A 25,720-nucleotide genomic window follows, 5' to 3' on the forward strand; every position below is an offset into this window, starting at 1 on the left:
TACAATTTTGTGTAAAGCAGTACCCCGCCATATAACAGCAAGGACCAATACGCAGCTCCCTCTTCGAATAACAGGGCCAGGTTTTTTGAACAGAGTTTGAGCGCATAAATTTCAAGTAATTTAAGGTAACTTCATAATGATAATGCAATCGTTGAATACAACATTTAGAAAAGCATTGCTTGGACAAGCAGTGCGTAAAGCTCTTTTAATCGCTATTCCCTTATTTGCGCTGACCGCATGTGATGGCGATGATGGTGCTGCTGGTCCAGCAGGACCTGAAGGTGCCGCTGGAGCGCCGGGAGCAGACGGTCAAGATGGCACAGACGGCCAAGACGGTGCACCAGGTGCTGACGGTCAGGACGGAGCTGATGGACAAGATGGTGCGCCAGGTGCTGACGGTCAAGACGGTGACGCCGTAGTACCTATGCCTGACGGTTTAACACGCTTTGCTACAGTGCCACTGGGCGCTGAGGTAACCGGTATTTTCGTATCTTCAAACGGTGAGCTATTCTTCAATGCGCAGCACCCTGATTCTGAAAATGCCATTGCGGATGCTGACGGCGTGGTGCACAACGACGCGCTGGTTGGTGCCGTCACCGGTGTTAACGTTAACAACTTACCTAAAAACCTGATCTCTTCACCTGTACCTCTGACTGATGAAGAAAAGCAAACAGTGCAGGTTGCCTACGGTGAATATCAGGTACTTATCAAAGGTGGACAACAAATTGCTGGCGCACCTGTAGAGGGTATCGGTTCAGTTTACGATTCGACCGGTTCTTTTGAAGTGGTGCGTTCTGACATGGTTGACTTCAATGCCTACGTACCTGTTGACGCCAACAATGGTTACCTGTTCACCAACTGGGAATTGTACCCAGGCGGTATGAGCCGTACTTCAATTTCAAAGAGCGATAACGACTACAAGTGGACGGTAAACAGCTCTGAAATGCTAGATTTTGGTCTGTATGGCACCATCGCTAACTGCTTTGGTACATTGTCTCCATGGAACACGCCGCTAACATCTGAAGAATGGGGTAACTTTGGTGACTCCACTGAGTTCTGGAATGCACCAGATGCAATATTAGGCGGCGACACCGCATCTCGCGATGCATTGGCCACTTACATTAACGGTGAAGTGACCACAGCAGAAAGCGCCGCGGTTTTCCCTAACACTTATCGTTATCACTACATTGTGGAAGTCACCAACCCAATGGATGCCGATATCGCCAACGTTACCCCGGTTAAACACTATGCAATGGGCCGTTTTGAACACGAAAACTCGGTTGTAATGCCGGACGAACGCACGGTTTATTTGTCACAAGATGACACCAATGGCGTTTTGTATAAATTCGTTGCTGACGTCGCCGGCGACCTGAGTGCGGGTACGCTTTACGCGGCCAAAGTTACCCAGGATGCAGGCAACAATGAGCCAGCAACCACTGGCTTTGACATTACCTGGGTTGAGCTGGCAAGTGGTAACAACGCACAAATTGACGCCTGGATTGCCGAGTACGACGGTATTGGTGTAGATGACTATGTGGCTGGCCGCAGTAGCTACCTGACTGATGCCGATGCAGAAGCGTGGGCAGCAGGTGATGCAGCTTACCCAGCATTCCAGGGTGATACAGCCCAGGAATCTGACGATGCAGACGACTTTGGTGGTTTAGTCACCGCTGGCGAAGCAATGGATGATCGCATTGCATTCCTTGAGTCTCGCAAAGCAGCGCGCGCTAAAGGCGCCACAGCTGAGTGGCGTAAATTTGAAGGTATCAACGTCAACGTGGCACGTGCAGAAGAAGCTGAAACAGGCACCGACGTCAATGGCGACGGCGAAATCGTATCTCAAGCCTATGTTTACTTCGCCATTGCTGACATCGACCGCGGCATGATTGACGGTGAAGGTGACATTCAGTTATCTGACCGCGTTAAAGACTGTGGCGGCGTTTATCGCATGCCGCTAACTGCTGGTTATGATGTTGCGCGTATTGAGCCGGTATTGATGGGGGCAACTTATCGTTCAAGCCTGGATGGCGCGGAACGCTGTGACGTTAACAACCTGTCGCAACCAGATAACGTGATGGTATTGGAAGACGGCCGCATTCTAATCGGTGAAGACGGCAGCCAAACCAACAACACATTGTGGATATATGACCCAACTGCAGCGGAATAAGCTGGGTTAAGTCACTAAGTAAGACTGTTTGGGAAGGGGCTTTTGTCCCTTCCTTTTCACAGTCAGGTAAGTCAATCGAAGAGAGTCATCGTGTCTAAATTTTCCCCCTTGTGGCTTGCTGCATTCGCCACAGTATTATCGGCCTGTTCCAAACACCCCGAAACCGAGATGTCAGTGCAATCATCAAGCGCCGACAGTGAAACCAGTGCGTATCAAAAAGTGGTGGCAAGACTCACCGATGGAGTACCTGCACTTGATTGGGTTAAACACGGTGAAATCTACAATCCCGAAGCACTGATCCCGTCTCAGTGTTACACCAAAACAAAAGGGGTAAATAATCCCTGTTACGTTTGTCACCAGAGCTACCCGCCAACAGAAAAACGAGTCAACAACTTAAATGATGGGTTTTTACAAGGTACCTACGGCTTTTCAGACGAAGGGCGACACAACAGTTGGGTCAACTTGTTCAAAGACCGAACAGATTACATTGCAAACCTCAGTGACGAAGCCATCATCGACTACATCAATAGTGAAAACTATAGCGAGTGGTTGAGCTGGATGGAACTCAACTGGGAAGACAGCAATCCCGGACTACAAAATTTACATTTGGGGGCACAAGCCTTTGACGAAAAAGGATTGGCACTGGATGGTTCTCGTTGGGTGGCGTTTCGCTTTAAATCCTTGCCCAGCACCTTTTGGCCCACCAATGGCTCAACCAACGATGTCATGATCCGTCTGGCACCGGAGTTTTCAGAAATCAACGGCCAATTCTCAGAAGATGTCTATTTTGCCAATTTAAGCTTAGTGGAAATGGCCATCAAAGAAATTGACCAGATAAAGGTAAAGGGCCTTAATGAAGCCGCTATCGACGTGGACCTGGATGGCGATGGCGTTTTTTCGCTTAGCACCGATACCATGTTGCGCAGAGACTACTTTCTGGGTGATGCGCGACAGGTTCCAGTAACCCGTTCGTTATACCCCGTGGGCACAGAGTTTTTCCACACCGTTCGATATTTGGCGGTGGACGAAAACAACCAAATTACTCAATCTGCGCGTATGAAAGAAGTGCGTTACTCACGCAAGAACCAATTCATCGAACCCGCCAAAATCACATCGATTAATTACGGTGAACGCAAAGAAAAACATTATGAAAACTTACCCGCCGTGCAGGATTACGGTCACAAAGGCATGTCCAATCGACAAGGATGGACCTTGTGGGGCTTTATTGAAGACCAGACAGGTACGCTGCGCAAACAACACTTTGAAGAGCAATTCTTCTGTATGGGATGCCACAAAAGCGTCGGCTCAACCATCGACACCACCTTTGCGTTTCCGCGCAAAGTTGAGGGCGCCACAGGATGGGGCTATACCGATCTTAAGTTGATTAAAGACGTTCCCAACCTGGGAGAGGTTGAAGGCGAATACCTCACCTATTTAAAACGTGTTGGTGGCGGTGACGAATTTCGTCAAAACACCGAAATGCTGGAACGTTGGTTTAATGCCGATGGCAGCGTTAAAGAACAAGAGATCCGCGCTTTAGATAATGTTTATGAACTGATAGCCCCCTCGTATGAAAGGGCAATGCAGCTCAATAAGGCTTATCACCAGATTGTTACCGAGCAAAGTTATATATACGGTCGGGATGTGAATATCACACCAGCGACGAATGTATTTAAAGATGTTGAGTTTGGTGACAAACCCCTATTGCCTGAATTCCGGTATGTATGGGATATCCGACTGGACTGGAACCAGCAATGATTCAGGATCGTCGAATTCGCACCTCTTTAGTAGCCATTTTTGCTGATGTCGTACTGACCCTCATCAAAGCGGTGCTGGCTTTTTTTACCGGCAGTGCCGCGCTCCTGGCGGATGCCTATCACTCGGCAACGGATTTTATTGTTTCGTTGATTTTGCTTTGCGGCATTGTGATCCGCGAGCGTCAGGAGAAAAAACAAAGCGAAGCCGGCATTAAATTCGCGCGCCGCATTGAGTCGATTCTGGCCATTTTTGTGGCCCTTATTATCTTGTATGTGCCCTTTGAGATTGCCCAGGAAATCAACAGCAACGAAAGCGAGCAAATTGCTAACCTCTGGGTAGGCATATTAGGCATGTTGGTGGTGATTGCCATTGTGCTGTTCATGGCCAGACTCAAAACCTATGTAGGCAAAGAAACCGACTCCATCGCCCTTGAGGCCGACGGCTATCACAGTTTAGTAGACCTGTTTAGCTCTATTGCTGTGCTGTTGTCGCTAGTGAGTTTTATGGTGGGAATTTATATTGATAACCTGGTGGCCATTTTAATCGCGGTAATGATTGGCTTGTCGGGTTTGGAATTATTAGTATCCGGCTTTCGCAGTTTGATAAAAGGGACTGATTTTGATCAGCTGTCTTTCACCGATATCGCGGTAAAACTGTGCCAAAACTTGCCCATTGGCAGCAAATTGCTCGCGCTGACTGAGCGCGCTGCAACAGGCATGTACAAGCTGCGATATGGTTTACTATCGTTGCTGTTGATTGGCTACCTGGGCAGTGGGTTTCAGGCGGTCCCTTATGGTTATAGCGGTCTAAAACAACAATTTAATGAAAGCATTGGTGAGCCGTTAGCAGCAGGGTTGCACTATCGCCTGCCGTGGCCCTTTGGCAAAATAGTATTAGTTCCGGAACAAACGGTATTTTCAGCAACCGTGGGCAGCTCGGTACAACTGCTCGCCAACGAAGAGCACAACTTGTGGCGGGAAATCAAACAAAATAGAGTGCTAGGCGAAGAAACGCCGTACCTGGCCACCGGCGATGAAAACCTAATCGATATTAATTTTACGCTACACTACCGATTTAAGCATGCGCCTGATCAGTTTTTGCTGTCCGCCGACTTACCCACCCTAGTCAAAATGCAGACAGAAGCCGCCTTGTGGCGTCATGCCGGCAGTCATTCTTTCAATGACATCATGCAAACCAGTCACAATGGTTTTGCCGAGCGCGTTGCAGAATCGGTAAAGCACAGTTTGGCTGAGCTTGGCATTGCCATTACCCTAGTGGATGCCCAAATTCAGTCACTGCAACCACCTGCTATGGTGGTAAGTAGCTATCGCGATGTTTTGACCGCTTATCAGGAAAAACAACAGAGAATTAATCGTGCCATAGCCCAGCGACTTAATGATCTCCCTATGGCTAGCGCCAACGTTATTATGGAGTCCGCGTTAATTCAGGCCAATGCCAATGAGAAAAACTTGATAGCTCAAGGGGATGCCTCCCGTATGCGCCAGCTCGCCGAAGTATATAAACAATCCCCGGAGGCCTTCAGATACAACCATTATATCGACAGCCTGACAAAAAATCTGACCGATAAAAAACTGATTGTGGTAGACCCAGCCATTGCGCAAAACGATATTCGCGACTGGCTAAGCAACCATCAGAGCAAACGAAGATAGTAAGAGAGTGAATATGAAGCGTTTTGTATGGCTTATTTTGATACTGGTGGTGGCTGCTTACTTAGCAGTGACCAGTGTTGTCGCCGTGAAAGAAACTGAAATAGCGGTGATTTCCCAGTTTGGCAAACCCGTTGATGTGATCGATGAAGCCGGTCCTGCTTTTAAATTACCCGATCCGATTCACACCGTTAAGCGCCTGGATAAACGCCTGCAATTATTTCAAATTGCCCCCGCAGAGTATGGCACCTTAGACCGCCGCAACCTGGTATTGGATGTTTTCGTGGTATGGAAAATTACTGAGCCTAAAGCCTTTTTAGCCAGTGTCAGAAACAATCAAATCGCCGAGCAGCGTTTAGAAACCCTTGCCAATGCTGAAATAGGGGCCGCTATTGGCTCCGTACCCTTAAATACCATTTTCGCAGTAGATGAAAAGAGTGATGAAGTGAACCGCATCTTTGCGACTATTACCGGTTCCGCCAATCGAGTAGCTCAGCGAGAGTTGGGTATTGAGGTGGTCTCCATTCGCCCTAACCGTTTGGGATTCCCGAAGCAAAACCTGTTAGCAATCTACAAGCGCATGGAATCGGAATGGGACAAGCTTGCCAGGCAATACCGAGCTGAAGGGCAAGAGGAAGCAGCTAAGATCCGAGCGGAAACCGAGCTTGAGATCCGCAACCTGAAAGCCGTTGCCTATCGCGATGCGCAAACCGTCAAGGGCAATAGCGAAGCTGAAGCCGCCAGACTGTATGCAAAATCATTTGAGTTGCACAAAGACTATTATCAGTTTACTCGCTCACTTGGGGCATACGACAAAATTATCAATAAAGACAGCCAACTGATACTGTCATCTGATACGCCTATCTTCCATGCGTTGCTGCAACCACCAGCACAGGAAAAATAGGTACGACCATGACACTCAGTGACGATCTGGCCTTTATCGCCCATAAACACCAAACCTCTTTTAAATCTCTATTGCTATTAGTCTTGCCCGTACTATACGTGCTCAGCGGCTTGTATTCTGTTGGACAAGAAGAGCGCGCTATTGTTACTCGCATGGGTAAAGTCATTGAAGATAACGTGATGCCCGGAATGCATTACCACTTGCCTTGGCCATTTGAATCGGCGCAAAAACTGTCTTCGACTTCACTTCGTTCCATCGCCATTGATTTTAATGACGGAGCGCAAAGGTACATTCAACCGGAGCTGACCACTGGCGATGGCAACCTGGTGAACGTTGCACTTGAAGTGCAATACAATATCAGTGCACCGAGTGTGTATTATAACTCAGCGGCCAATTCAGAATCTTTACTGCGCCAAATTGCGGTGTCTGAGACCTTGTTTTACGTGGGTGCCAATGGCTTTGAGGATTTGCTGACAACAGGGCGAACCCGTTTTCAAAACGCCATAAAAAACGCCATTCAGGAGTATTCTTTAGCCTACCAGCTCGGGGTGAGAATTACCTCAGTACAAATACGCCGTCTAGAGCCCCCCCCATCCATTAAAAAAGGCTTTGACAATGTGGCCGTGGCCCGCTCAGAGAAGCAAAAGTTGATTCAAGAAGCGCAAGGGGAGCGCAGCACCTTGCTAGCCAAAGCGCGCAGCGAAGCCAACAAAACCAAGCTAGATGCGCAGGCATATGGCAAAGAACAAATCGAAAAAGCCAAAGGTGATCACGAGCGTTTTGTGACCATGCTGGCCGCTTATAAAGAATCACCTGATTTAACCAAACAGCGGCAATACATTGAACAAATTGAGCTGGTATTGGCCAGAGCTCAGGTAGATATTGTTAAATCTACAAAATAATACCAGTTTCATTTAGCTGAAAATTGCGTATTGTTAGGGAGCGGGCTTCGGTTCGCAACGGATCCTGAAAACCTTCTTGCAATTAATAACTATTCGCATTAGTGTTTAGGTGAAGTTACCTTAGACGCTAATTTCACTGGTCCTGGATTAGCGTCGCCCCGGAACGGCGGTGCTATGCTGCCAGACCGGGGTTCCCATGCGCTCCACTTCGCAATCGCAAAACCAGGATGTTCGGCAACGACGCCAGGCAAAAACAGTTTCAGCGAGCTGTGCCTTTGACTTTATAGCGCCTAATCTCTGACAAATGAAATAAATGCGAAGCGTCCGTCGATAAACTCAGTTGATTCGGATAACACCTCGGTAACACCATGATAGATATCAGAAGGAAAGGCGACCAACATATTGTTTTGATGTTTTAGAGTACATTGCGGAGTTGGGAAATAGCCTTGCGTATGCTCTGGCGAAGCATTAAAAAACTCAAGATCTCCTCCCTGAAAAACCTTTGGGTGACTGTGTAAGTAGTACAACAGTGATATCTTAAACCTGTTCCCGCTCGAATCTTGATGGGGGTAACCTACATGCCCCTGCCCACCATTAACAATGTTTAAGGGTAAACTATCCACTGTAAATGGATTGAGGTTAAACAATCTAATCAAGCCCGGCACTATTGCCAAAACCTTCTCATGAAAGTTTTGACAGGCATTCCTCAAATTTTCCTGCTCAACTTCTGTAGCGTTTTGCTCATCACTGCCCGGAAAGCCATAGTCTCCCCCATTCTCGGCAACAACCGAAAAGTATTGCGCACCTTCAACAGGCACACCAGCAGCTATGCGATGTTTAAACGCTGCGCGATTATCAGAAATCTCGTTGAACAGAACGTCTCGCTCCTGCGCTGGTAAAAAACCAGGTATGGTTAATACCTGGTTTTCTCCTGCACCTGGCATCCATGTTGCGTTGTCGTGTATTTCGCTTAACACTTAGTTGTCTTCCTTAGCCATGCAATTGGTTTTAAGTTACCAAAAATTTCAATCTATCGGAAATTGAAACCGGGATTGTTTTAGCACTAACCCAGCCGTTAAACTTTGCCATATTAACTATCACGGGTTCTTTCAGATACATGGGCCAAAATCATACCTGCCTGGAAACATCTGATGGCATTTTTGAATCCACCAGCTTCGATCAGTGACACAACCTTGTGTGCCGGTAAAATCGCCACATCACCTTCATAGGTATCTTTAATTTCCTGCTTTTTTGCTTCGTCCATGCCAGCTTGATGCAACACTGACATCCAAAGGTTCAGTGTGGCTGAGTAGTCATCTGATTGGGTGTCTGCAATCAGGTCAGCGTTAAATAAACGACCGCCAACTACCAGTCGTTTTGCTATTTCAGCAAAAAAGCCGATTCGGGCGGATTCATCCATCAGAAAATGAGACACAAGGATACTGGTTGCCCCCTGATGTATTGGCATTGCAGGCAAAGATTCTAAATAGCCAACATGAAACTCACAGCGGGATTCAAAACCCCGTTCAATAATGTTTTTTCGGCAAACCTGCATCATAGTCGGAGCAGGCTCCACTAAGGTGAAGTTAAAGCCTGGGAACATGTCCGCAAGATACAACACCTCCTGCCCGGTGCCTGAGCCGACACATAAAATTCGTGCATCGTCGGGTAAATCCCTAAATGCCGCCTGTAACATCAGATGCATGGCGTCCTTGATTGGCGCGACTTTTTGCCAATTGTCGTCGTAAACCGTGGCTTGCTGATCAAACAGATCTGTAATTTCTTCTCTTTTCATAGATAATTGTCCTGAACACACATTAAGTAACTTTATAAGTTACATTAAAAAACAAGCGCAAACAACAAATGTAACTTTATTTGTTACATTGATAGTTATAAAGACAAGTAAATGAGAAAAGACAGCAGGCTATCCAGACTACTACACGCCCTGATCCACATGGATATGTTGCAGCGCGGTATTACCTCCGACGAACTGGGCAAAATGCTGGGTACCAACCCGGTTGTAGTGCGAAGAACTATGGCACTACTGAAAAAAGCGGGTTATGTGTCGTCTGTAAAAGGCCATAACGGTGGCTGGCACCTGGAAACACCGCTTAACCAAATCACCCTTTACGATATTCAACAATTGGTGGGCGAAGCTTCGCTGTTTACCATTGGATTAACCGATGAACATAATAACTGCCCCATAGAAAAGGCCGTTAACAACGCAATTTCTGGTGTGCTTCAGGAGGCAGAAGCACTGGTTCTGGCCCGATTCAAAGACATTAAGCTAAGCACTTTGAGATATGATGAAAAACTATTAGCACAGCTAGAGAGCTTTATACAAAGCGAGGATTAAAACTAAAACAATTAGAGCGCTTGAGTGAAGCGCCAGACAAAACTAATGGGAAATAAAAACAGGCACCTGCTCGGGCTCCAACCACAATTCCTTTCGCTCGAACGGTGCTTTGCCCGGTATGTATGGGTTTTCAAGGCGGATCACCTTGCGCTCAGCAATATTTAAGGCCTTCAGCTCATCACCAAAGTGATTAAAGAACAACTTATCCATTTCGCCATTTTCGATAATGGTTTCCAGGCCCCGGGTTATGTTCTCAGCCAGAACCAGATTTTCCTTGTGTACATAAAAATAAAAGGCCGTCGGGTAAATGATCAAGATATGCGGATCTATCATCACTCCCAGGTGCTTATGCTGTTTATATTCATGCATGATTTCTATTGCAGCTCGAGGAAAATATTCGAACTTGTGATTCACTAACATACTCATCAAGCCGGGCCGGTTGTTAGCTTCAAAGACATCAATGCCGTTGTGCTTGAGTATGCGGGTATCGGTCCAGGAGAAATATTGGCCTGGGCGATAAAACCTCAATGCACTCACATCTGCGATATCCCCAAACATATCTTTTTTAGTTTCGTGCACAAGGGGAATTCGCCATCCAATCAACCCCTTAAAAATTGGAATTCGGATGGTTAAAAACCGGTCCTCGCGATCCTGTCGGGCATTGCCCCACATCACATCGATTCCACTCTGGCTCTCCATCATTGCGAAATCTCGTCCCCTCGGCGGCCAATAACCCAGGGCTTGCAACTGATAATGGCCACCCGCCCTTTCCAGCGCCAGTCTCAACAGTTCAAGTGAATAGTCGTTATCGGAATGCTCACCAGAATGCACAATGGTTACAGGCTCTGACCGACCTGGCGTGCTAGCTATTTTCTGTTGTGCTGATTCGGCATAAACAGATATTACCGTTGTAACTAAAAGACACATCCAACCAAGGCCGGTCTTAAAAGCGCTAAACAGATGAGGCATGGAGATTAACTTTTGGCATTTAACTTTCGGTGAGTAGGATCAGCATTAAGGATAGCATTATCCAGACATCTCGCGAAATCAACGATTAGATTAACTAACAGAAGTTGTGCCCTACGACTGGAGAGGTTCCGGACATCGAAGCTGTTGTTTATAAGTATGAAACTACCAAATGAGGCAAAGTATCAATTCCCAGAGTAGTCCATAGCGTTAATATCTCTTATACTGCACAGCCAAACCGATAACAATAATAACCAAGTTCAAGCATGATACTGCTCACCGGATTTAGCTTAGGCCTACTGTCTATCCTCTTTGTGGTCATCATTCGTGACTTCCATAAGGTTGCTGCCGCCCGGGTTTTTCTGGTATTGCTGGTTGCCACAGCCGGTTTTTTGATAGACCGCCTAATCCCAATGGAATGGCGATGGATAACGGCCAGTCTGACTAGCGCATTACCCGCATTGTTTTGGCTACTCTGCCAGTATGTATTTGCGCGTCGACCTGATGTGAAAACAATATGGGGAGTGCTGGCTTTTTACAGTTTTATCGCGCCAATCACGGCTCGAATATTTTCCATATCCAACTCAAATCATCTTTATCTGCTGGCAAAACAGATACCCATTTACGTTGAATACGTGATTATGTTGCACGGTATTTGGGTAGTTATTGTTAATTGGACTGACGATTTAGTGGATTCTCGCAGAAAACTGCGGGGCGCGTTTCTTTCAGTGGTGGGCATTTCACTGATCTGGGCCAGCTGGACTTTAAACTTTGGTTATGGTGAACGAAACTGGCTGCCCGCTTTGCTCAGTGTGGCGGGACTAATCGTTGCAACGATTCTGTTACGAGGAAGAACTGGCGTGCTGATTGGTGCAGTCTCAGTATTCGAACAAACGGCGCTTGAAGAACAGAAACAACGCGCATCCCTGCAAGATGGTGAAGCCGAGAAATTAAGCGCACTCATGAAAGCGGGATTCTATCGCACCGAAAAGTTAACCCTAAGTATGTTAGCGCAGAAACTGGAACTGCCTGAATACAAGACCCGCTCACTCATAAACCAGACTCTTGGCTATCGAAACTTCAATGATTACATTAATCAGCTGCGCATAGCGGATGCCAGCGAGCGCTTAGTGAGTGATCCTAAAGCGCCAATATTGAATATCGCATTAGATGTCGGTTATCGAACCTTAAGCTCTTTTAATCGCGCATTTAAAGAAATACACCGTCTTAATCCCACCGATTATCGCGCTCAAAAATCCCAGCAAAATAAACAATAATTGCGCAGTGTTTTAACCTGACCCACAGCCAATTTTCCCAAGTGAATTTTATCAACAATTAGCATGTTAACTGTGCAAATTGTTGAATTTGAAAAATCGCACAGCGCTAAATCCTCACTATTCCACCGCTCTGTATCCCTTGTCCAGTATAGGCTTTAAAGGATTTGCACAGTTGTTCATTTAATTGCACATCGCTTTTCATCGCATCACTCCATCCTTTTCTTTAATTTGGCTCGATGGTCGAGGTGTTAGTACTTGTTCTTCTGATAAGAAGCAGCTCATTGTTTTTTAGTCTCGCTTAGAAAACACACAACAACGCGTACAGACCATACATATATCCAACAATAACAATCCGATAAAACGATAATTTATATGATGGAGAAACAACGCATGTTATTAAAAGAGTTAAGAATGCGAAGCACCCTGTTTGCTGCTTTCACGGCTTGTGCTTTAACACTGTCAGGCTGCAGTGGTGATGATGGCGCCCAGGGCATCCCCGGTGAACAAGGCCCTCAAGGACCGCAAGGAATTCCCGGCTCGCCTGGCGTACCTGGAGCCCCCGGCACAGATACTAGTTCAGGTAGCGGCGTATATACCACCAGTAATTTTGAAATGCCCACAGACGCCATTTATGTGGCAGATGTCTACAACGAGTTAACCGGTACGGTACTGCAAGATGGTGCCGACATTACTGAAGCCCTGGTCACCGCCACATTTGGTTTAACAACAGATGATACTGTGGTTTTACCCAAGGGACGCTATCTGGTTAATGACAGCATCGTTATCTTTGATGCAGATCGCATCACCCTTACCGGCTACGGCATCAATGAAACCCAATTAGACTTTTCCGGTAGCCAGTCTGATGACGCCATACGTTTTGAAGGCGGCAATACCATCACAGTGCGTGATTTCAGTATTTATGAATCCCCCAAAAATGCCATTAAAGCCAGCAAAGTTAACGGTATCCACTTCAACTATACCGGCACGATCTGGGAAGGGCCATTAGAAGCAGACAACGGCGCATATGGCGTCTACCCGGTGCAAAGCTCCAACATTATTGTAGAAAACAACTATGCCTATGGCTCAGCTGATGCCGGTATTTACGTGGGGCAGTCGGAAAATATTGTAGTGCGTAACAACGTGGCTAAAAACAATGTTGCAGGCATCGAAATAGAAAACTCGTCTTATGCGGATGTGTACAACAATGTAGCGATTGGCAATACCGGCGGAATATTGATATTTGATTTACCGGGCCTTGAAAAAGCCTACGGTAAAAACATTCGGGTTTTTAACAACCAAATGATTGCCAATAACGCCGAGAACGTGGGCAATGGCGCTGTGGGTATCGTTCCGCCGGGCACCGGGGCACTCATCTACGCCACCTCCGATGTTGAAATGTACAACAACGTCTTCAAGGATAACGAAACCATTTCAATTGCACTCACCAGCTATTTTGTGGGGGATTCAGACTTTGCCAAATACACTCCTTCTGCAACCTTTCCAGAGGGTGAAAACGGCTCGTATGTAGAGACCATGATTGATGGCTGGTCGCCTTACATCAAAAACATTTACGTGCACGACAATGAAATTGAGCGTTCCGGTGCTAATCCACGTGGCGCATTACTGGAACAGGTCATTACGCCATTATTACCCGATGTCAATATGATCACTGGCTTCACAGAAACTACCTCGTTAGCGGCTTTAGGTGTGATATCTGACAGAGCAGGCGAAACCATGCCAGCCATTTTATACGATGGTGTTGGGGAATTCGTGATCAGTCAGGGCATGATGTCAGGTTTTGATCAAATTCTGGCCGTGATGAATCCAGACGCGGTCGCTGATGGCGTGAGTTATCAACCCTATACAACCGAAGACGCCATATGTGTCAGTAACAATCTGGACACCAATTCCTTCGCTTCTTCACAGGAATTTACCCAGACCAATATCGGTATGGTATTCGCCACAGATGAAGTAGATCTGGTGCCATTAATTGCAGGTGGTTTGTGGGATCCCACATCGGGCGATTTACCGCCGCCGTTGTTCATCACCGAAAACTTTCATGGCAATACCGCACGTTTGTACTGCACTCAAACGCGGTTGGAAGCCTCAGTGGCCACCTTTGACAACAAAGCCTTTGGTTGTAAAGGCGATGATTTAGCCGACCCGGCCTGCTCTTTCTAACGCGGTGAACTAATCATGAATGCTAAACTTTTACAAATCATTGCCAGCATGTTACTGCTGCTGGCATTAACGGGCTGCGGAGGTAGCGACTCTAACGCTGTGCCTCTGGATAGTGACCGGGATGGAGTACCTGATACATCAGATGCGTTCCCTCGCGACCCAACTGAAACCTCAAATCGAGATGGTGATGCAGTTGGAGACAACGCCGATGTCTTTCCTGATGATCCCACTGAATGGGCGGATCAGGACAATGATGGTATCGGCGATAACAGCGACGCCTTTCCCTATGACCCAAATGAAACCGCTGACTCTGACGGCGACAGCGTTGGCGATAATAGCGATGCTTTCCCCAATGACCCAACCGAGTGGTATGACTCTGATGGTGATGGCATTGGCGACAATCAGGACAACAGTTCAGGCTCAACGGGCGATTGTGAAACCAGCGGTACTGGCATCAACTGGGATGCATTAATGAACCACAATTGCAGTCGACTATCCGACTACAACCTGTTCAAAAATGCCCAGGATCCTACTGCGCAGCCTAATGAAAACGGCGTACTCTATGAGCTTTCAACGCAGCTATTTACGGATTATGCCAGCAAGTATCGCTTCATCTTTTTGCCGGAAAACACCAGCATGACCTACACCCAGTCGGAAGTATTTAACTTTCCAGTGGGAACCGTGATCACCAAAACCTTTGCGATGCCTGCTGACACAAGTGAGCGCGATGGCCAGGAAACCATCATAGAAACGCGTTTATTAATTCATCGCACTGAAGGCTGGGTAGCATTACCTTACTACTGGGCTGATGAAACAGACGCGACCTTAGCCATTGCCGGGAAACAGGTAGACAACATGCAGGTCACTCACAAAGGCAATGACCTTGAGTTTACCTATGTGGTTCCTAAAGCTGCATCGTGCACCAGTTGCCACGCCAAATCCGATAGCGATGACGCCCAGATAATCCCCATCGGCCCGAAAGCGCGTTTTCTGAACATGGATCATGAATATGCTTCCGGCATTCAAAACCAGCTCAGTTACCTGGCCGACAATGGTTTATTAGAGGGTCTACCTGACTTTGCTGATGTGGAAAACCCAATGGCCTTTAATGACGAGTTGGATGTGAACGCCCTTGAGGATGCGCAAGTAACCGACTTGGCAAAGGCGTATCTTGATGTTAACTGTGCCCACTGCCACCGCCAGGATGGTGCAGGCGCTGCGGGGGCCAGCGGTCTGCAGTTGGAATATCAACGAGCCATTGCAGACGATGTAACCAAGTTCGGCATTTGTAAGGTGCCTGTGGCAGGTGGCCATCAAGACTACACCTACGATATTGTGCCCGGCAATCCAGAACAGTCGTATTTGTTATTCAGAGTCAATACCACGGATCCAAGGCATAAAATGCCAGAATTAGGCAGAGCCACCATTCATCAGGAAGGTGTGGATCTGGTGCGTGAATGGATAGCCAGAATGAACTATGCGGCTTGTCAGGAATAAAAAGCGGGGTTAAAAACGCAGTATAAAAAGCGCCGCTTAACTGATGCCAACCAGTTGAGCGGCACTGATTATCTGGTCTGTCGTTCGGCTGAACGAACCTTTTAGAATGACAAAATCCGAAGCTGGTTAAGGGGAAAGTCCCCTGACATCGGATTTTTTATGCACCCACTCTTGTGCAAAACACAAGAGCCGCCATCAACGTTTATTGTTTTTTGGAAAATTTACTCAACCAATAATATTTAAAGGAATATTATTTCTTCGAGCTGCCTTTACACATAAATATCAACTATCTAAAACCAATTCTGGAATAAAAACAACTCAAAGAGTTAATTTTTCCATTGAATTTGCTTGATTTTTAACCATTACAATCCATTATTAAATTTACCTTACTAAATATTACACGGGCAGACACTCATGAAATTTCTACAGGCAGTATTAATTGCCTTTAGTTTTTATGCTAGTCAGATTACCTTTGCATCGGAAGGTCGCATGGAGCTAGCAATTGACTATAGTGCTCTATCTGATGAAGAAATAGGATTAGTAAATAAGTTTCTTATCGAAGTACAGCCAACTGATGACTATTTCAAGCATAAAGTTTCCGAGAATGAAAACCTTTATACGATAATTCAAAATTATACCAGGTATTCAGATGGAGCTTCACCAAAATCTGTAATCAATATTGCTGATGCTGTAGCTAAAGCTAGTGACATTGCCAATGTAAATTTAATTAGACGTGGTCAGACGATCAACATTCCAGCATTGCCAGTACGCCCTTTTCGTGAAGGCGCTTCGTTCAATCGATATCAGCAATTCAATCTTGAAACTAAAGAGCTTGCGGTATGCTCTAGTGCAGGGTGTGACTTAGAGGGGTTACCTAATACTCTAGTCGATAGTCAGAGAAAAAATCTTGCTGATGCTGGCACATTATCTGTGTCAATCGATAACAATGAAATCATTTCATCTACAGAAATAGAGCAATTACTTTCAACCCTAGGCGCAAAAGCAATATTGATACCTACAGGCTACGTTGAAATAGAGCTTTTACAAGATAAATCAGAGTTAAAACCAACTATGGTTAAGTCAAATGTACCAGCAGCTTCAGTTCTCAAACCAGCCTCATTATATCTAATGGATCAATTTTCAGAAGATAGTTGTGAGCATGGTGACCTTGTCGAAGACGTTGTAATAAATACGTTATCCCATCTTGGAGTTTGGGATGACTTAAAAACTAATATTCACAAACTCGAATTGGATTTTTGGAAGAACCCAACAGAAGGAATTTCAATAATAAGAAGCTTTATTGATTCCGATTATTCAAGTTTCTTTGCAAAAGAAAGATACGAAAACGAGCTCAACAAGATAAAGCAAGATATAAATAATAATTCAATCCATAAAGGCATCCCTTCCTTGTACCTTCGAGCATTACTCGCAAAAGTGGAAGCCGATCAAGGTTTGCCTATTCTGTCTGCTTCATTTTGGGTAAGAGATCAAGGAATGAGAATTTTTCCACTAGATCATCGATTTTACGATCGTACTTTCATCTTTGCAGCAACACCAAATCTTGTCCATGAAATTGAGTCTTCGAGTCTTCCTGAACCCCAAAACAGCATCTATCTGAGCAGTTCTCCATATTCAGCTCTCGTCACAGCATTTGACCATAATCTAACTATAACAAGTATGTTCTCTCGTGATGGAACTGGTATCGAATTCATTGATTTAGGAACCGTTACAGGGAAGTTTGGCAAATGTAAAGACCAAGAAGCTCATGGAAGTAGTTTCGCAACCCCCAAAATTGCCGCATTAGTTTACAATCTAGCGAAATCGGAACCGCGAAATAGAATCATCAGGCGAATTTTGCTGAGCTCAGATATACGTGAGGAATTTATTGATAAAGTGCAAGCGCCTGGTTCCCCAAGACTCGATTTAGTGAACCTAGATTCAGGAATTTATGGGATTGGGATTAATGGATTAGTCAATAGACTCACTCCCACAATAGGGCAACATAGTTTGACCATGGAAAACATTAAGCTGCCATTCGGTATAGTTGAATCTGACAATCCTTCTATCGCAGGCGTGTTTTTTGGAACAAAAGAAACTTATGTATTTAGAGAGTCGCTCTGGCGTTGGGTACCTGCTGAATTAAGCTCATTCAATATCGTAACAAACGACGGCATTTTACGAATTGATGAACTAAAACAAAAATACAAGGGAGTTATTGCTTTATGAATAAATACTATGCTGCAACTATTTTACTTCTTACAACTCTAATTACAGGTTGTGATGATGATTATAATCAGATCATGCGCGACAAAGTTAGTGAAGCGTTAGGGGATGATTACGGTGATTACTATTTCTTCTCCTACCCTACCGACAACTTTGGTGTTGGGACAATTCATGTATTAAATAAACCTAACGAGCCAATCAATACTGCTAATCAGTATTGCGCAACATATCGCTGCTTAAACCTAGAAAATCAGAGGGTTTTGGGTGAGTCGACCCTAGATTTAGCAGGTTACGCAAGTTCAGGCCAAAATGGTGGAGTAATTTCATTCTCGAAAAATGAGTCAAAAAGCCTTGGTTCAAGTTTTGTATTACCTAAATTGTTCGCAGCTCTTGGTCTCAACGGTAACTTCGAAAAAGACTCAATTACAAACACCAAGATAACGCTTGGTCAGGCATATCCTAGAACTCTCGATCGAAGAAAATTTAGAGAGTTCATCACGCGGACAGATGCTAAAGCAGATAGATATTTAAGAAATGCGTTTGAACAGGGGAGGCTTGCAGTAGTTGTATCAGACGTGGTTATTGAAAATATGAGAGTGGAAATTAAAGTTGATTCAAAGTTGAGTACAGGATTAGATGCTAAGCTGTCCGAAATCCCTGGTGGCAATTTCTCTGATGCACAAGTTGGGTTCAAACTTAGTTCTTCATCACAGGGGACATACATATTCGAAGTTAAAAATCCAGTGATATTGGCAAAGTATACAAAGAAACAGCCTAGCGCAGGAGAATTAGCTGATGATGACTCTTGGCGCGACTGGATAGCCGTCCCAAGTATTTCCGAGGTATCAGAATAACTGCAAGTCTGTCACAAAACAATTACCTGATATACGCCCAACTCCAGCAACGCATTTGTTTAGTGAGTTGGGCCTTAATCAAAAGGTCTAGGTTCGCTGAAACCCTAAACAGGATAAAAGCGCACCTGCTCTTATTTGTATAAGTGTGATTACCAAGGGAACTTGGCGGTCTAACTACTAAGCGATTTTGACGTAATCACACTACTACTTCTTATTGTTTACTCGTTCTGCCATCCGGGCGATGTTTCTTCACCATGCCCTGTAAAAAGTTACGCAATAACTGATCACCGCAGGCACGGTAACTGCGATGATCGGGTTTTCTGAATAGAGCACTTAACTCACTTTTCCCTATTTTAAAATTCGCCAGTTGCAAGATCTTCATCATATCTTCCTGCTGATATGATTGAGCGATTTTGATCTTTCGAAGAATATCATTGTTGCTAAGGCGTTGACCGTTCATAAGCCCCGGCGGTGGAGCACCTTCTTGCTTGCCGCGTTTTTTCACAATTAAACCATCAAGAAATAAACACAAGGTTTTATCCCGACAGGGTAAAAAACCGGGTTCATCTTCTTTTTTCATCATATTCATCAAATAGTCTTCATCCAGATCGTGGTCCACCAGCTTAAAAATATTGATGGTAGCCTTGTTATCCAGACTCAGGGCAAAACGAAGACGGCGCAGAATGTCATTTAATAGCATGGAAAAAAGTAACTGTGAATGTGATGTGCCGACAGTATACCTGATTACGCTGAGTTAATGGCGTAATCAGGCACAACAATCTAAATTAGCAGCATCAGGCCTGATGTTTACTTTCCGCAAGGCCGCCCAAAACAAAATAAATGCCTATTACTATAACCGCGAACCAGCGCCGCTCAGGCAACTGCAAAGTATGGTTAATCAGTACTTCCCCATAACTGGCCAGAATACCGTAGCCAACTGAACACAGCACCACAAACGCCAGAATACGCACAACATAGTGGTAAGGGCGCATCAGACGCTTCAGAGTCTTATTAATGTTGTCGCCATAAAGTACCAGCAACACCGCCACCCAAGACGTCACAATTATGTTGCGATACCCCCAAAACCAGTTGGATAGTTCAGAATTTAAAGACCAGAGCCAGTCCATCTAATCTCTCTTAGTTAAATGATTTATCTGTCGTGGATCTTAATGGAAAAGGGAGGAAGAGGGAAACGAAGGCCGACATTGGCGGACCTCAAGAATCAATTTTAGCGAACCTGACCCTATTACTTCTCATGTTCATTTCTTTCAAAAACTTGTTTTTCCTTTCAACAGCGCGGTAATTGTCCACCTGTGAAACCCCATTCTACAGTGGCAATAGCGAACAGATATTAAATAATGACAACAGCACAGCGTTTTATAAAAATCTCTGCATCACAATACAGTACCTCCGGTAATTCTGGCGCCCGGGGCTTAACTCGCTCTGCAATGCACGTAATAACAGCGATGAACTAACAATTTAAGAGAAATATTAATGAAACATTCGCCACGCAAAATGACCGCTTAACTACACAAAAAATGGAACATATAGCATGAAACGGATAAATATTTTAAAGCATACAGTCTTTGTTCTACTGTGGACTTTAAGTGGTACAACACTAGCTTCAAATGCAATTGACGATATTTTACAGTCAGAATTAGTCGATGACTCTGTGAAAGAGTATCTATTAAATAACACTCTCGATAAAGACGAAACTATAAATGTTTTAATTGGCTTCGAGATAGAAAACGACGAACCAAGTTTCACAGATACAACTGAAGAGTACGAATTAAAAAGTGGTGTAGTTAAATATAAGGTAAGGAGTAAAAACAAATACCTTAGTGAAGATGAGATAAATGACTATTTTCTCAGCAAACGGCAATCTAGAAAAATTGCACGTGAAAAAAGACTAAAACGACTAAAATCTACTGCCGATAAGTTCAACCAAAAATGATAAAAAGGCGGTTAGAGTCACTGTGGTGGCGTCATGGCTGAATGATGGTGATTACGCCTATGCAAATAGAAATAACAGCAATGCACTGGGGAAAGATTTTGATATTTTCATTTATGATGGAAAGACGGTAGTTTACAGCAGCCAAGATAGGCTCAATTCATTTGAAGCAATTCAATTCACTTGAAGCAATTCAATTCACTTTGCCAACGTCATCAAACGGCACTTATCATGTTGAACTAAGAGCTATTTCTGATACTGATCTGAATACAACAGTTGATATCGGCTACGCAATCAATTACGAAACACTGTAAGGAATGGGTGAGGTATGAAAATCATGAAAAGCGTCTCATTGTTTTTTGGTTTATTTTTACTGTCTGCTTGTAGCAGTGACATTGAACTGAATGAGCCACAGCCCCCTACAGAAGATAATCCTCAAACTGAGGAAGTCGTGTACATTAACATACGCTGTCCGGGGGAGGCCTCTCAATCAGGAACTGAAGAGGCTAGCGAGACAATAATACAAGACGAAAATAACTTTCTACACTATTTAGAAATTTCTGATTTGGACAATGACCTGGAAATTCCTGAAGTCAATTTTGAGACTGAAACAGTGATAGCTCTGAATATGGGCCGTCAGCGTACTTCAGGTTTCCGCATTGATGTATCAGCTGTATCCACCTCAGGTAGCAACACATTTGTATCAGTAAGAAAAGTTTCCCCATCAGAAGGTTGCTCGGTAAATACAGCGATAACCTATCCTTATTGCTTTATCAGTATCCCCAAAACCGATAATAATTTTGTATTTGAAAACACCGAAATCGCTGAATGCAATTAGCATGTTGAAAGCCTTTTCATACACTGGAACATTCCATTCTTCCTAAACAAAAGGTTCGCTGAAATCTTAAAAAATCAAAGGATCAGAGCCGAATTAAATAAAACGGCTCTACCCCACTTTATCCTTAATCGAGATGTTCGCCGCTCTTTTCATCGATCATTAACACCACGTCATAGGTATCATTACCCACGCCTGAAAGTGCGTTGGTGACCTGGGTAATAAGTACGTAGTCATTCTCAGCAGAACAACGAAGTCGTTTGGCCGGTTCACCATTTAGCAGCTCATAATATATGTGCTCACCACTTTTTAAATGCTCCCCGAAAATTTTCACCCCCTGTTCATTATCCTGGGTGTAAATAATGTCATAGGCGCTTACTATATTTTCCAGAATGTACTGCGTATCCTGCTGGGTATCCTGCGAGAAATGCTTAAATCTTATTAATGCTGACGGGCAATCAGACTCATTGCTAATGGTAAAGCAAGGTGCCTGAATAACCCACATAGGCTGCGATTCCTTGTCGTTAATATCGTTAAAAATAGGTGCCAGATGAGGACGATGAATGACATTGTCGTTAGACTTAGTTTTTAACACATAGGGTAACTTACTGGAGAAGTAGTCGTAATAATTACTCATGCTAAATGAGTTGTTGGTACGATTTACTATGGCATAGCGAATATTGTAGTCGTTGGTAAACAAGTAATTTAATACTTCGAATGCTACATAAGCCAGGATCTTTCCCAATACCGTCGGCATCAGGGAAATGATGGTGGTTTCAGCAATATTCACGAAATTGTCGAAGGTGGGATCCATGGCAAATGATATCAATTTCATCACATTACCCGGAATGTACTGCCCGAGCTTTTTCTCCACAGCCTTGATGACCTTGTCTTCCATTTTTTTGAGGCGTTTCTCCACCTCTTTTTCCGCCAGCTTTTCTAAAAAGTCAGGTTTTTGTGAAGCAAGCTCCATCATCCAGTTTTGCACATAGGAAACAATGTATTCACCCAATAAGTCGTCGTTAAAACGCGAATTTTCAGTGTGAAAACCAATGCCATAAATTGAGGTAATTTGGGCAGATTTACTGTACAGCTCCATATAGACATAACAGGAAGCCGTGCAATTGGAAATCTGATTAGCGTAATCATCAGGTACAGGTCTAATGGATACAGTGAACAGCGCAGAATCGGTTTCCACCTGATAGGCGATATTGTCGCAAGGCGTTATCTTCTGCCACATTTCAGGTTTTGAAATGCTTTTGTACAGTGTGTTCAGATCTTTGGCATGATTGTAAAGATTATCAACAAGCGGCGTTACCTGCTCCCCGTCGCCGCTGCGAACCCTGTCAAACTGCCGACTTAATGGACTCAGCACATCCCGCTGATTTTTATCGTATTGCGTTATTCCATATGGGGCAAAAAATAACTGAATACCTTTTTCACTGCTTTGCTCTGCTGACATAGTTGATACTATCCTGTTTGGTTAAATTTAATTAAGGATAATTTAACTACCAAAACTGACCATTACAGCTGATTACATTTTCAACCTTAACCCCTTCACATCATTCCCTACAATCCCCTCAATTGACCCCAGGTCATTTAATCTGATTCGGTCAGTGACCGAATATTGTCGTTTACTGACATCGCAGTCTGCAGAGAATCATCAGATGCTAAAATCAAAGGGTCAAAATCAAAGGGGCAGGTTCGCTGAATCGGATCTCTGATTGATTTTCAGATTAAAGACTCTGGACGACCAGTAGCTTCAGACTGAAAAACAAAACTTGGTGTCATGGCTCGTAAACCCTCAAATCAACGTTGTAGCAATCGCCTCGCCAAAAGTCGCAAATCACGGCTCCGCAGGGTACTGCATCTGAATAGGAGTCAAGACAGGCACGGTACGGCTTCCTCAAATCTCTATCTTGTCAGATAAATCTTTGGTGCTTTCAGCGTCCTTCAACTCACTCACTTTTTGATCAAGCCGGGAATGATACGAGCACCACTTAATGCACGCTTTCTTCCCTGTTGAACCTGATTTGCAGTACCGGCGAGTGTTTCATTTGAAAGCAAAGGACCTGCATCGCTGGTTTTCGCGGTATTGTGTTGAAAAGTCGTATTATTTCTTAAACTTTCACTAGCGTCGCGATGAAAACTTAACATTGCCTGTGTATGGTCACCGTTGGCATTTTTGATGTACTGCCGCATCTGAGGATCGACATGGTCGCCCGATCCCGTGCTCATCATTTGCCCTGCGGCATCCCATTTCATGCGCTCTCTGTTCTCATGAACATATTCAGCCATGCGGTTAAAGTTTTTACTTTGACTGATATCGCCCTCAACTGCGTGCGTGAGCCCTTGATTGTTCATGCCTTTGTCCTGAAACTCCTGCAGCGGTGTGGTCATCGTTCGGATAGTTTCTACTTTGACTCTGGCACGTTGTTGTACCGATGAAAATAAGGTTGCTTTCGACTCTGTATTAGACGCTTCTGCACGCGCTTTATCACGGGAGTTGTGCCCAATGTTTGTTGTTCCTTTCATGGTTTGCATTTGCTTTTGATTTCGCAATGCCCCCGGATGCCCTCCCATCATCCATGAGCCATCTGAGTTTTTATTTCCGGTGTACCAAACAGAAGCCGCTGTGTCTTGCCTATCCATTGATGATTTGAACAAATGTGAATTAAACTGTTTGGTAGTTAATTGATTCACGTTGTTTACAAAGTAATTTTTGGCTGTTGAGGTGGATATCAGTTCGTCTTGACCGTGACCGCCATATCCTGTGTTCTGTTGCCCCATTCTCCATTTGTCAGAAAAGTTCTTCTTGCTAAAATTGGGCGGCAGGTTATTACCGACATTGAGACCAAATCTTCCTGCGACCATCTGTTTCAGCGTGGTTTGATAAAGCTGGGGAGTAGATCGATTTTGTATGGCTTGTTGATTTTGCTGAGGTGTTTGTTGAGATTGCAGTTGTTGTTGCACCATCTGTGCATTTCGCTGTTGAACCTTGAAGTATTTATCCAAGGTTTTTTGCTTCATTTTTTTTCCGATACGTGAGCCAGATACCTTTTTTAAGTTATGGTTGTTACGGTTTCCCCCTGAATTAGATGATTTCATTGGTCACAAGCTCAAAGTAGTACAGATTACTGGTTTAGGTAAACCAATCTGAAATGTGATTCATTATTATACATACTTTAGAAGTGAATCCATTTTCAGGCAAATATTTAACCCAGAAATCAAAAGGACTCCCCATTAACTTCCCGTTGTAAATAACGCAGAGATTTCCTCAAACCAATAACAGTCGTGAGAGCAACTGCTAATACATAGTATTTTGCTCCTACATCAGAAACTTCCACCTAATGTGTTCTACCAGGCATTTTGCAGACACGCATCGCCATCGCAGACAAAACTTCTGATTTTTCACTAATCCTCTAATGCTTTCTCATGGATGTTGTGTGCCCTCGATTTCAAGAGCCGCCTTATCAAATGTAAAAACCGCCTGCACATCCAAACCATTTAACTTGCCGTATCGAATGGCTTTATTAACTATCAAGGCATCCGGGAAATCAGCCTGTTCTGTCTTTCCACCAGATTTTACAGGCTTCGCATTCATAAAGTCTTTAAGGGCACTCCAAACGGCATAACCATCTTCGAATCTGATATTTGGCTCTGCAAATAGCGCATAAAGCACATCAATAATTTGTTCTTTGCTCAGATTGTATCTCTTGCCCTTGAGGGTCCAGATTGTTTCAGTTAGCACCACGTCAGTCAGTAGCACATGATCAGTTCCGAGAATAATGTCACTTGCTTGTGCTGCTTGCTGCTCATCATCTTGCAACAGGTAGCGAAGTAAAACATTAGTATCTATTGCTTTCATTCAGTAATTCCACTCGCAAGCGACTCTTGCTCACTAAATTCATGGTTCACTGGAATATCTTTAAGCAACCCTTTTGCCTTGCCTGATTGCTTTTTAACAATAGATATGACACCCGTCCTGTCAACAAAACTCTCAATATCGTCACCAGCTTTGATGTGCGCAACATCACACTGATCAACAGGCAGAGTAATTTGTCTTTTTGCACTTACTTTAGCCATAACCACCTCTTCATCTTTACAAATTATGATTTAGTAAAGAATATCAAATCTTTACTATTTGACAATTAGTAAAACGGACTAAAATAAAACATAGCA

Annotated in this window: 22 protein-coding genes; 13 read left to right on the forward strand and 9 right to left on the reverse strand. The window is 44.3% G+C overall.

Features of this window, described 5'->3' with window-relative positions; all coding sequences use genetic code 11:
* Positions 1–190 precede the first annotated feature (190 nt).
* The 5 genes from ACXAD8_RS11755 (at position 191) to hflK (ending at position 7,398) form a co-directional block, all read left to right on the forward strand.
* Positions 191–2,167, forward strand: a complete 1,977-nt coding sequence (locus ACXAD8_RS11755) for an alkaline phosphatase PhoX (RefSeq protein WP_475228693.1) — start codon at positions 191–193, stop codon at positions 2,165–2,167.
* Positions 2,168–2,257: 90 nt separating this feature from the next.
* Positions 2,258–3,925, forward strand: coding sequence for a hypothetical protein (locus ACXAD8_RS11760; protein WP_475228695.1), 1,668 nt, complete (start codon positions 2,258–2,260; stop codon positions 3,923–3,925).
* A complete protein-coding gene (locus ACXAD8_RS11765; RefSeq protein ID WP_475228697.1) occupies positions 3,922–5,595 on the forward strand; it encodes a cation diffusion facilitator family transporter in 1,674 nt (557 codons plus the stop codon). Before ACXAD8_RS11760 ends, ACXAD8_RS11765 begins: the two co-directional genes overlap by 4 nt.
* A 13-nt stretch (positions 5,596–5,608) precedes the next feature.
* Positions 5,609–6,496, forward strand: coding sequence for a protease modulator HflC (hflC, locus tag ACXAD8_RS11770; RefSeq protein ID WP_475228700.1), 888 nt, complete (start codon positions 5,609–5,611; stop codon positions 6,494–6,496).
* An 8-nt stretch (positions 6,497–6,504) separates the two neighbouring features.
* Positions 6,505–7,398 carry an FtsH protease activity modulator HflK gene (gene hflK, locus ACXAD8_RS11775; RefSeq protein ID WP_475228702.1) on the forward strand — a complete coding sequence of 298 codons (894 nt, stop codon included), beginning with the start codon at positions 6,505–6,507 and terminating at the stop codon, positions 7,396–7,398.
* A 290-nt stretch (positions 7,399–7,688) separates the two neighbouring features.
* Here hflK and ACXAD8_RS11780 read toward each other — a convergent pair whose 3' ends face one another.
* Together ACXAD8_RS11780 and ACXAD8_RS11785 are read right to left on the reverse strand one after the other, a co-directional pair.
* Complete coding sequence (locus ACXAD8_RS11780; RefSeq protein WP_475228705.1) at positions 7,689–8,375, reverse strand: 2OG-Fe(II) oxygenase; 687 nt, start codon at positions 8,373–8,375, stop codon at positions 7,689–7,691.
* 113 nt (positions 8,376–8,488) lie between these two features.
* Positions 8,489–9,193, reverse strand: a complete 705-nt coding sequence (locus ACXAD8_RS11785) for a class I SAM-dependent methyltransferase (RefSeq protein ID WP_475228707.1) — start codon at positions 9,191–9,193, stop codon at positions 8,489–8,491.
* A gap of 111 nt (positions 9,194–9,304) precedes the next feature.
* On the opposite strand from ACXAD8_RS11785, the gene ACXAD8_RS11790 reads away from it, so the two are divergent.
* Complete coding sequence (locus ACXAD8_RS11790) at positions 9,305–9,754, forward strand: RrF2 family transcriptional regulator (RefSeq protein ID WP_475228710.1); 450 nt, start codon at positions 9,305–9,307, stop codon at positions 9,752–9,754.
* A gap of 42 nt (positions 9,755–9,796) precedes the next feature.
* Here ACXAD8_RS11790 and ACXAD8_RS11795 read toward each other — a convergent pair whose 3' ends face one another.
* Positions 9,797–10,723 carry a hypothetical protein gene (locus tag ACXAD8_RS11795; protein ID WP_475228712.1) on the reverse strand — a complete coding sequence of 309 codons (927 nt, stop codon included), beginning with the start codon at positions 10,721–10,723 and terminating at the stop codon, positions 9,797–9,799.
* A gap of 263 nt (positions 10,724–10,986) precedes the next feature.
* Between ACXAD8_RS11795 and ACXAD8_RS11800 the strand changes: the two genes are divergently transcribed.
* The 5 genes from ACXAD8_RS11800 (at position 10,987) to ACXAD8_RS11820 (ending at position 18,752) form a co-directional block, all read left to right on the forward strand.
* Entirely contained in the window at positions 10,987–11,997 is a 1,011-nt protein-coding gene (locus ACXAD8_RS11800; RefSeq protein WP_475228715.1) for an AraC family transcriptional regulator, read from the forward strand.
* 372 nt (positions 11,998–12,369) lie between these two features.
* Positions 12,370–14,178, forward strand: a complete 1,809-nt coding sequence (locus tag ACXAD8_RS11805) for a parallel beta-helix domain-containing protein (protein ID WP_475228717.1) — start codon at positions 12,370–12,372, stop codon at positions 14,176–14,178.
* 15 nt (positions 14,179–14,193) lie between these two features.
* Complete coding sequence (locus ACXAD8_RS11810; protein ID WP_475228719.1) at positions 14,194–15,675, forward strand: SO2930 family diheme c-type cytochrome; 1,482 nt, start codon at positions 14,194–14,196, stop codon at positions 15,673–15,675.
* Between the two features lie 414 nt (positions 15,676–16,089).
* The gene (locus ACXAD8_RS11815; protein ID WP_475228722.1) at positions 16,090–17,901 is read left to right on the forward strand and encodes a hypothetical protein; all 1,812 of its coding nucleotides are present in this window, start codon (positions 16,090–16,092) and stop codon (positions 17,899–17,901) included.
* The gene (locus tag ACXAD8_RS11820; RefSeq protein WP_475228724.1) at positions 17,898–18,752 is read left to right on the forward strand and encodes a hypothetical protein; all 855 of its coding nucleotides are present in this window, start codon (positions 17,898–17,900) and stop codon (positions 18,750–18,752) included. The genes ACXAD8_RS11815 and ACXAD8_RS11820 overlap by 4 nt, the downstream gene beginning before the upstream one ends.
* A 211-nt stretch (positions 18,753–18,963) precedes the next feature.
* Here the strand turns inward: ACXAD8_RS11820 and ACXAD8_RS11825 are convergent, their stop codons facing one another.
* Together ACXAD8_RS11825 and ACXAD8_RS11830 are read right to left on the reverse strand one after the other, a co-directional pair.
* Complete coding sequence (locus ACXAD8_RS11825; RefSeq protein ID WP_475228726.1) at positions 18,964–19,452, reverse strand: YehS family protein; 489 nt, start codon at positions 19,450–19,452, stop codon at positions 18,964–18,966.
* 94 nt (positions 19,453–19,546) lie between these two features.
* On the reverse strand, positions 19,547–19,879 hold the full coding sequence (locus ACXAD8_RS11830) for a DUF3392 family protein (protein WP_475228729.1): 333 nt from the start codon (positions 19,877–19,879) through the stop codon (positions 19,547–19,549).
* 425 nt (positions 19,880–20,304) lie between these two features.
* Here ACXAD8_RS11830 and ACXAD8_RS11835 point away from each other — a divergent pair, with 425 nt between their 5' ends.
* Positions 20,305–20,706 (forward strand): hypothetical protein, encoded by a 402-nt coding sequence (locus ACXAD8_RS11835; RefSeq protein WP_475228731.1) that lies wholly within the window; start codon positions 20,305–20,307, stop codon positions 20,704–20,706.
* A 325-nt stretch (positions 20,707–21,031) separates the two neighbouring features.
* Positions 21,032–21,541 (forward strand): protease complex subunit PrcB family protein, encoded by a 510-nt coding sequence (locus tag ACXAD8_RS11840; protein WP_475228734.1) that lies wholly within the window; start codon positions 21,032–21,034, stop codon positions 21,539–21,541.
* 124 nt (positions 21,542–21,665) lie between these two features.
* On the opposite strand, the gene ACXAD8_RS11845 is transcribed toward ACXAD8_RS11840, so the two are convergent.
* From ACXAD8_RS11845 to ACXAD8_RS11860, 4 genes are all read right to left on the reverse strand, one after another.
* Positions 21,666–23,000 (reverse strand): hypothetical protein, encoded by a 1,335-nt coding sequence (locus ACXAD8_RS11845; RefSeq protein ID WP_475228736.1) that lies wholly within the window; start codon positions 22,998–23,000, stop codon positions 21,666–21,668.
* Positions 23,001–23,500: 500 nt separating this feature from the next.
* On the reverse strand, positions 23,501–24,568 hold the full coding sequence (locus ACXAD8_RS11850) for a hypothetical protein (protein WP_475228738.1): 1,068 nt from the start codon (positions 24,566–24,568) through the stop codon (positions 23,501–23,503).
* Positions 24,569–24,971: 403 nt separating this feature from the next.
* Positions 24,972–25,406, reverse strand: a complete 435-nt coding sequence (locus ACXAD8_RS11855) for a PIN domain-containing protein (RefSeq protein WP_475228741.1) — start codon at positions 25,404–25,406, stop codon at positions 24,972–24,974.
* Entirely contained in the window at positions 25,403–25,624 is a 222-nt protein-coding gene (locus tag ACXAD8_RS11860) for an AbrB family transcriptional regulator (RefSeq protein ID WP_475228743.1), read from the reverse strand. The genes ACXAD8_RS11855 and ACXAD8_RS11860 overlap by 4 nt, the downstream gene beginning before the upstream one ends.
* Positions 25,625–25,720: the final 96 nt, after the last annotated feature.

It is taken from the genome of Planctobacterium sp. AWH2_060 (assembly GCF_056158425.1).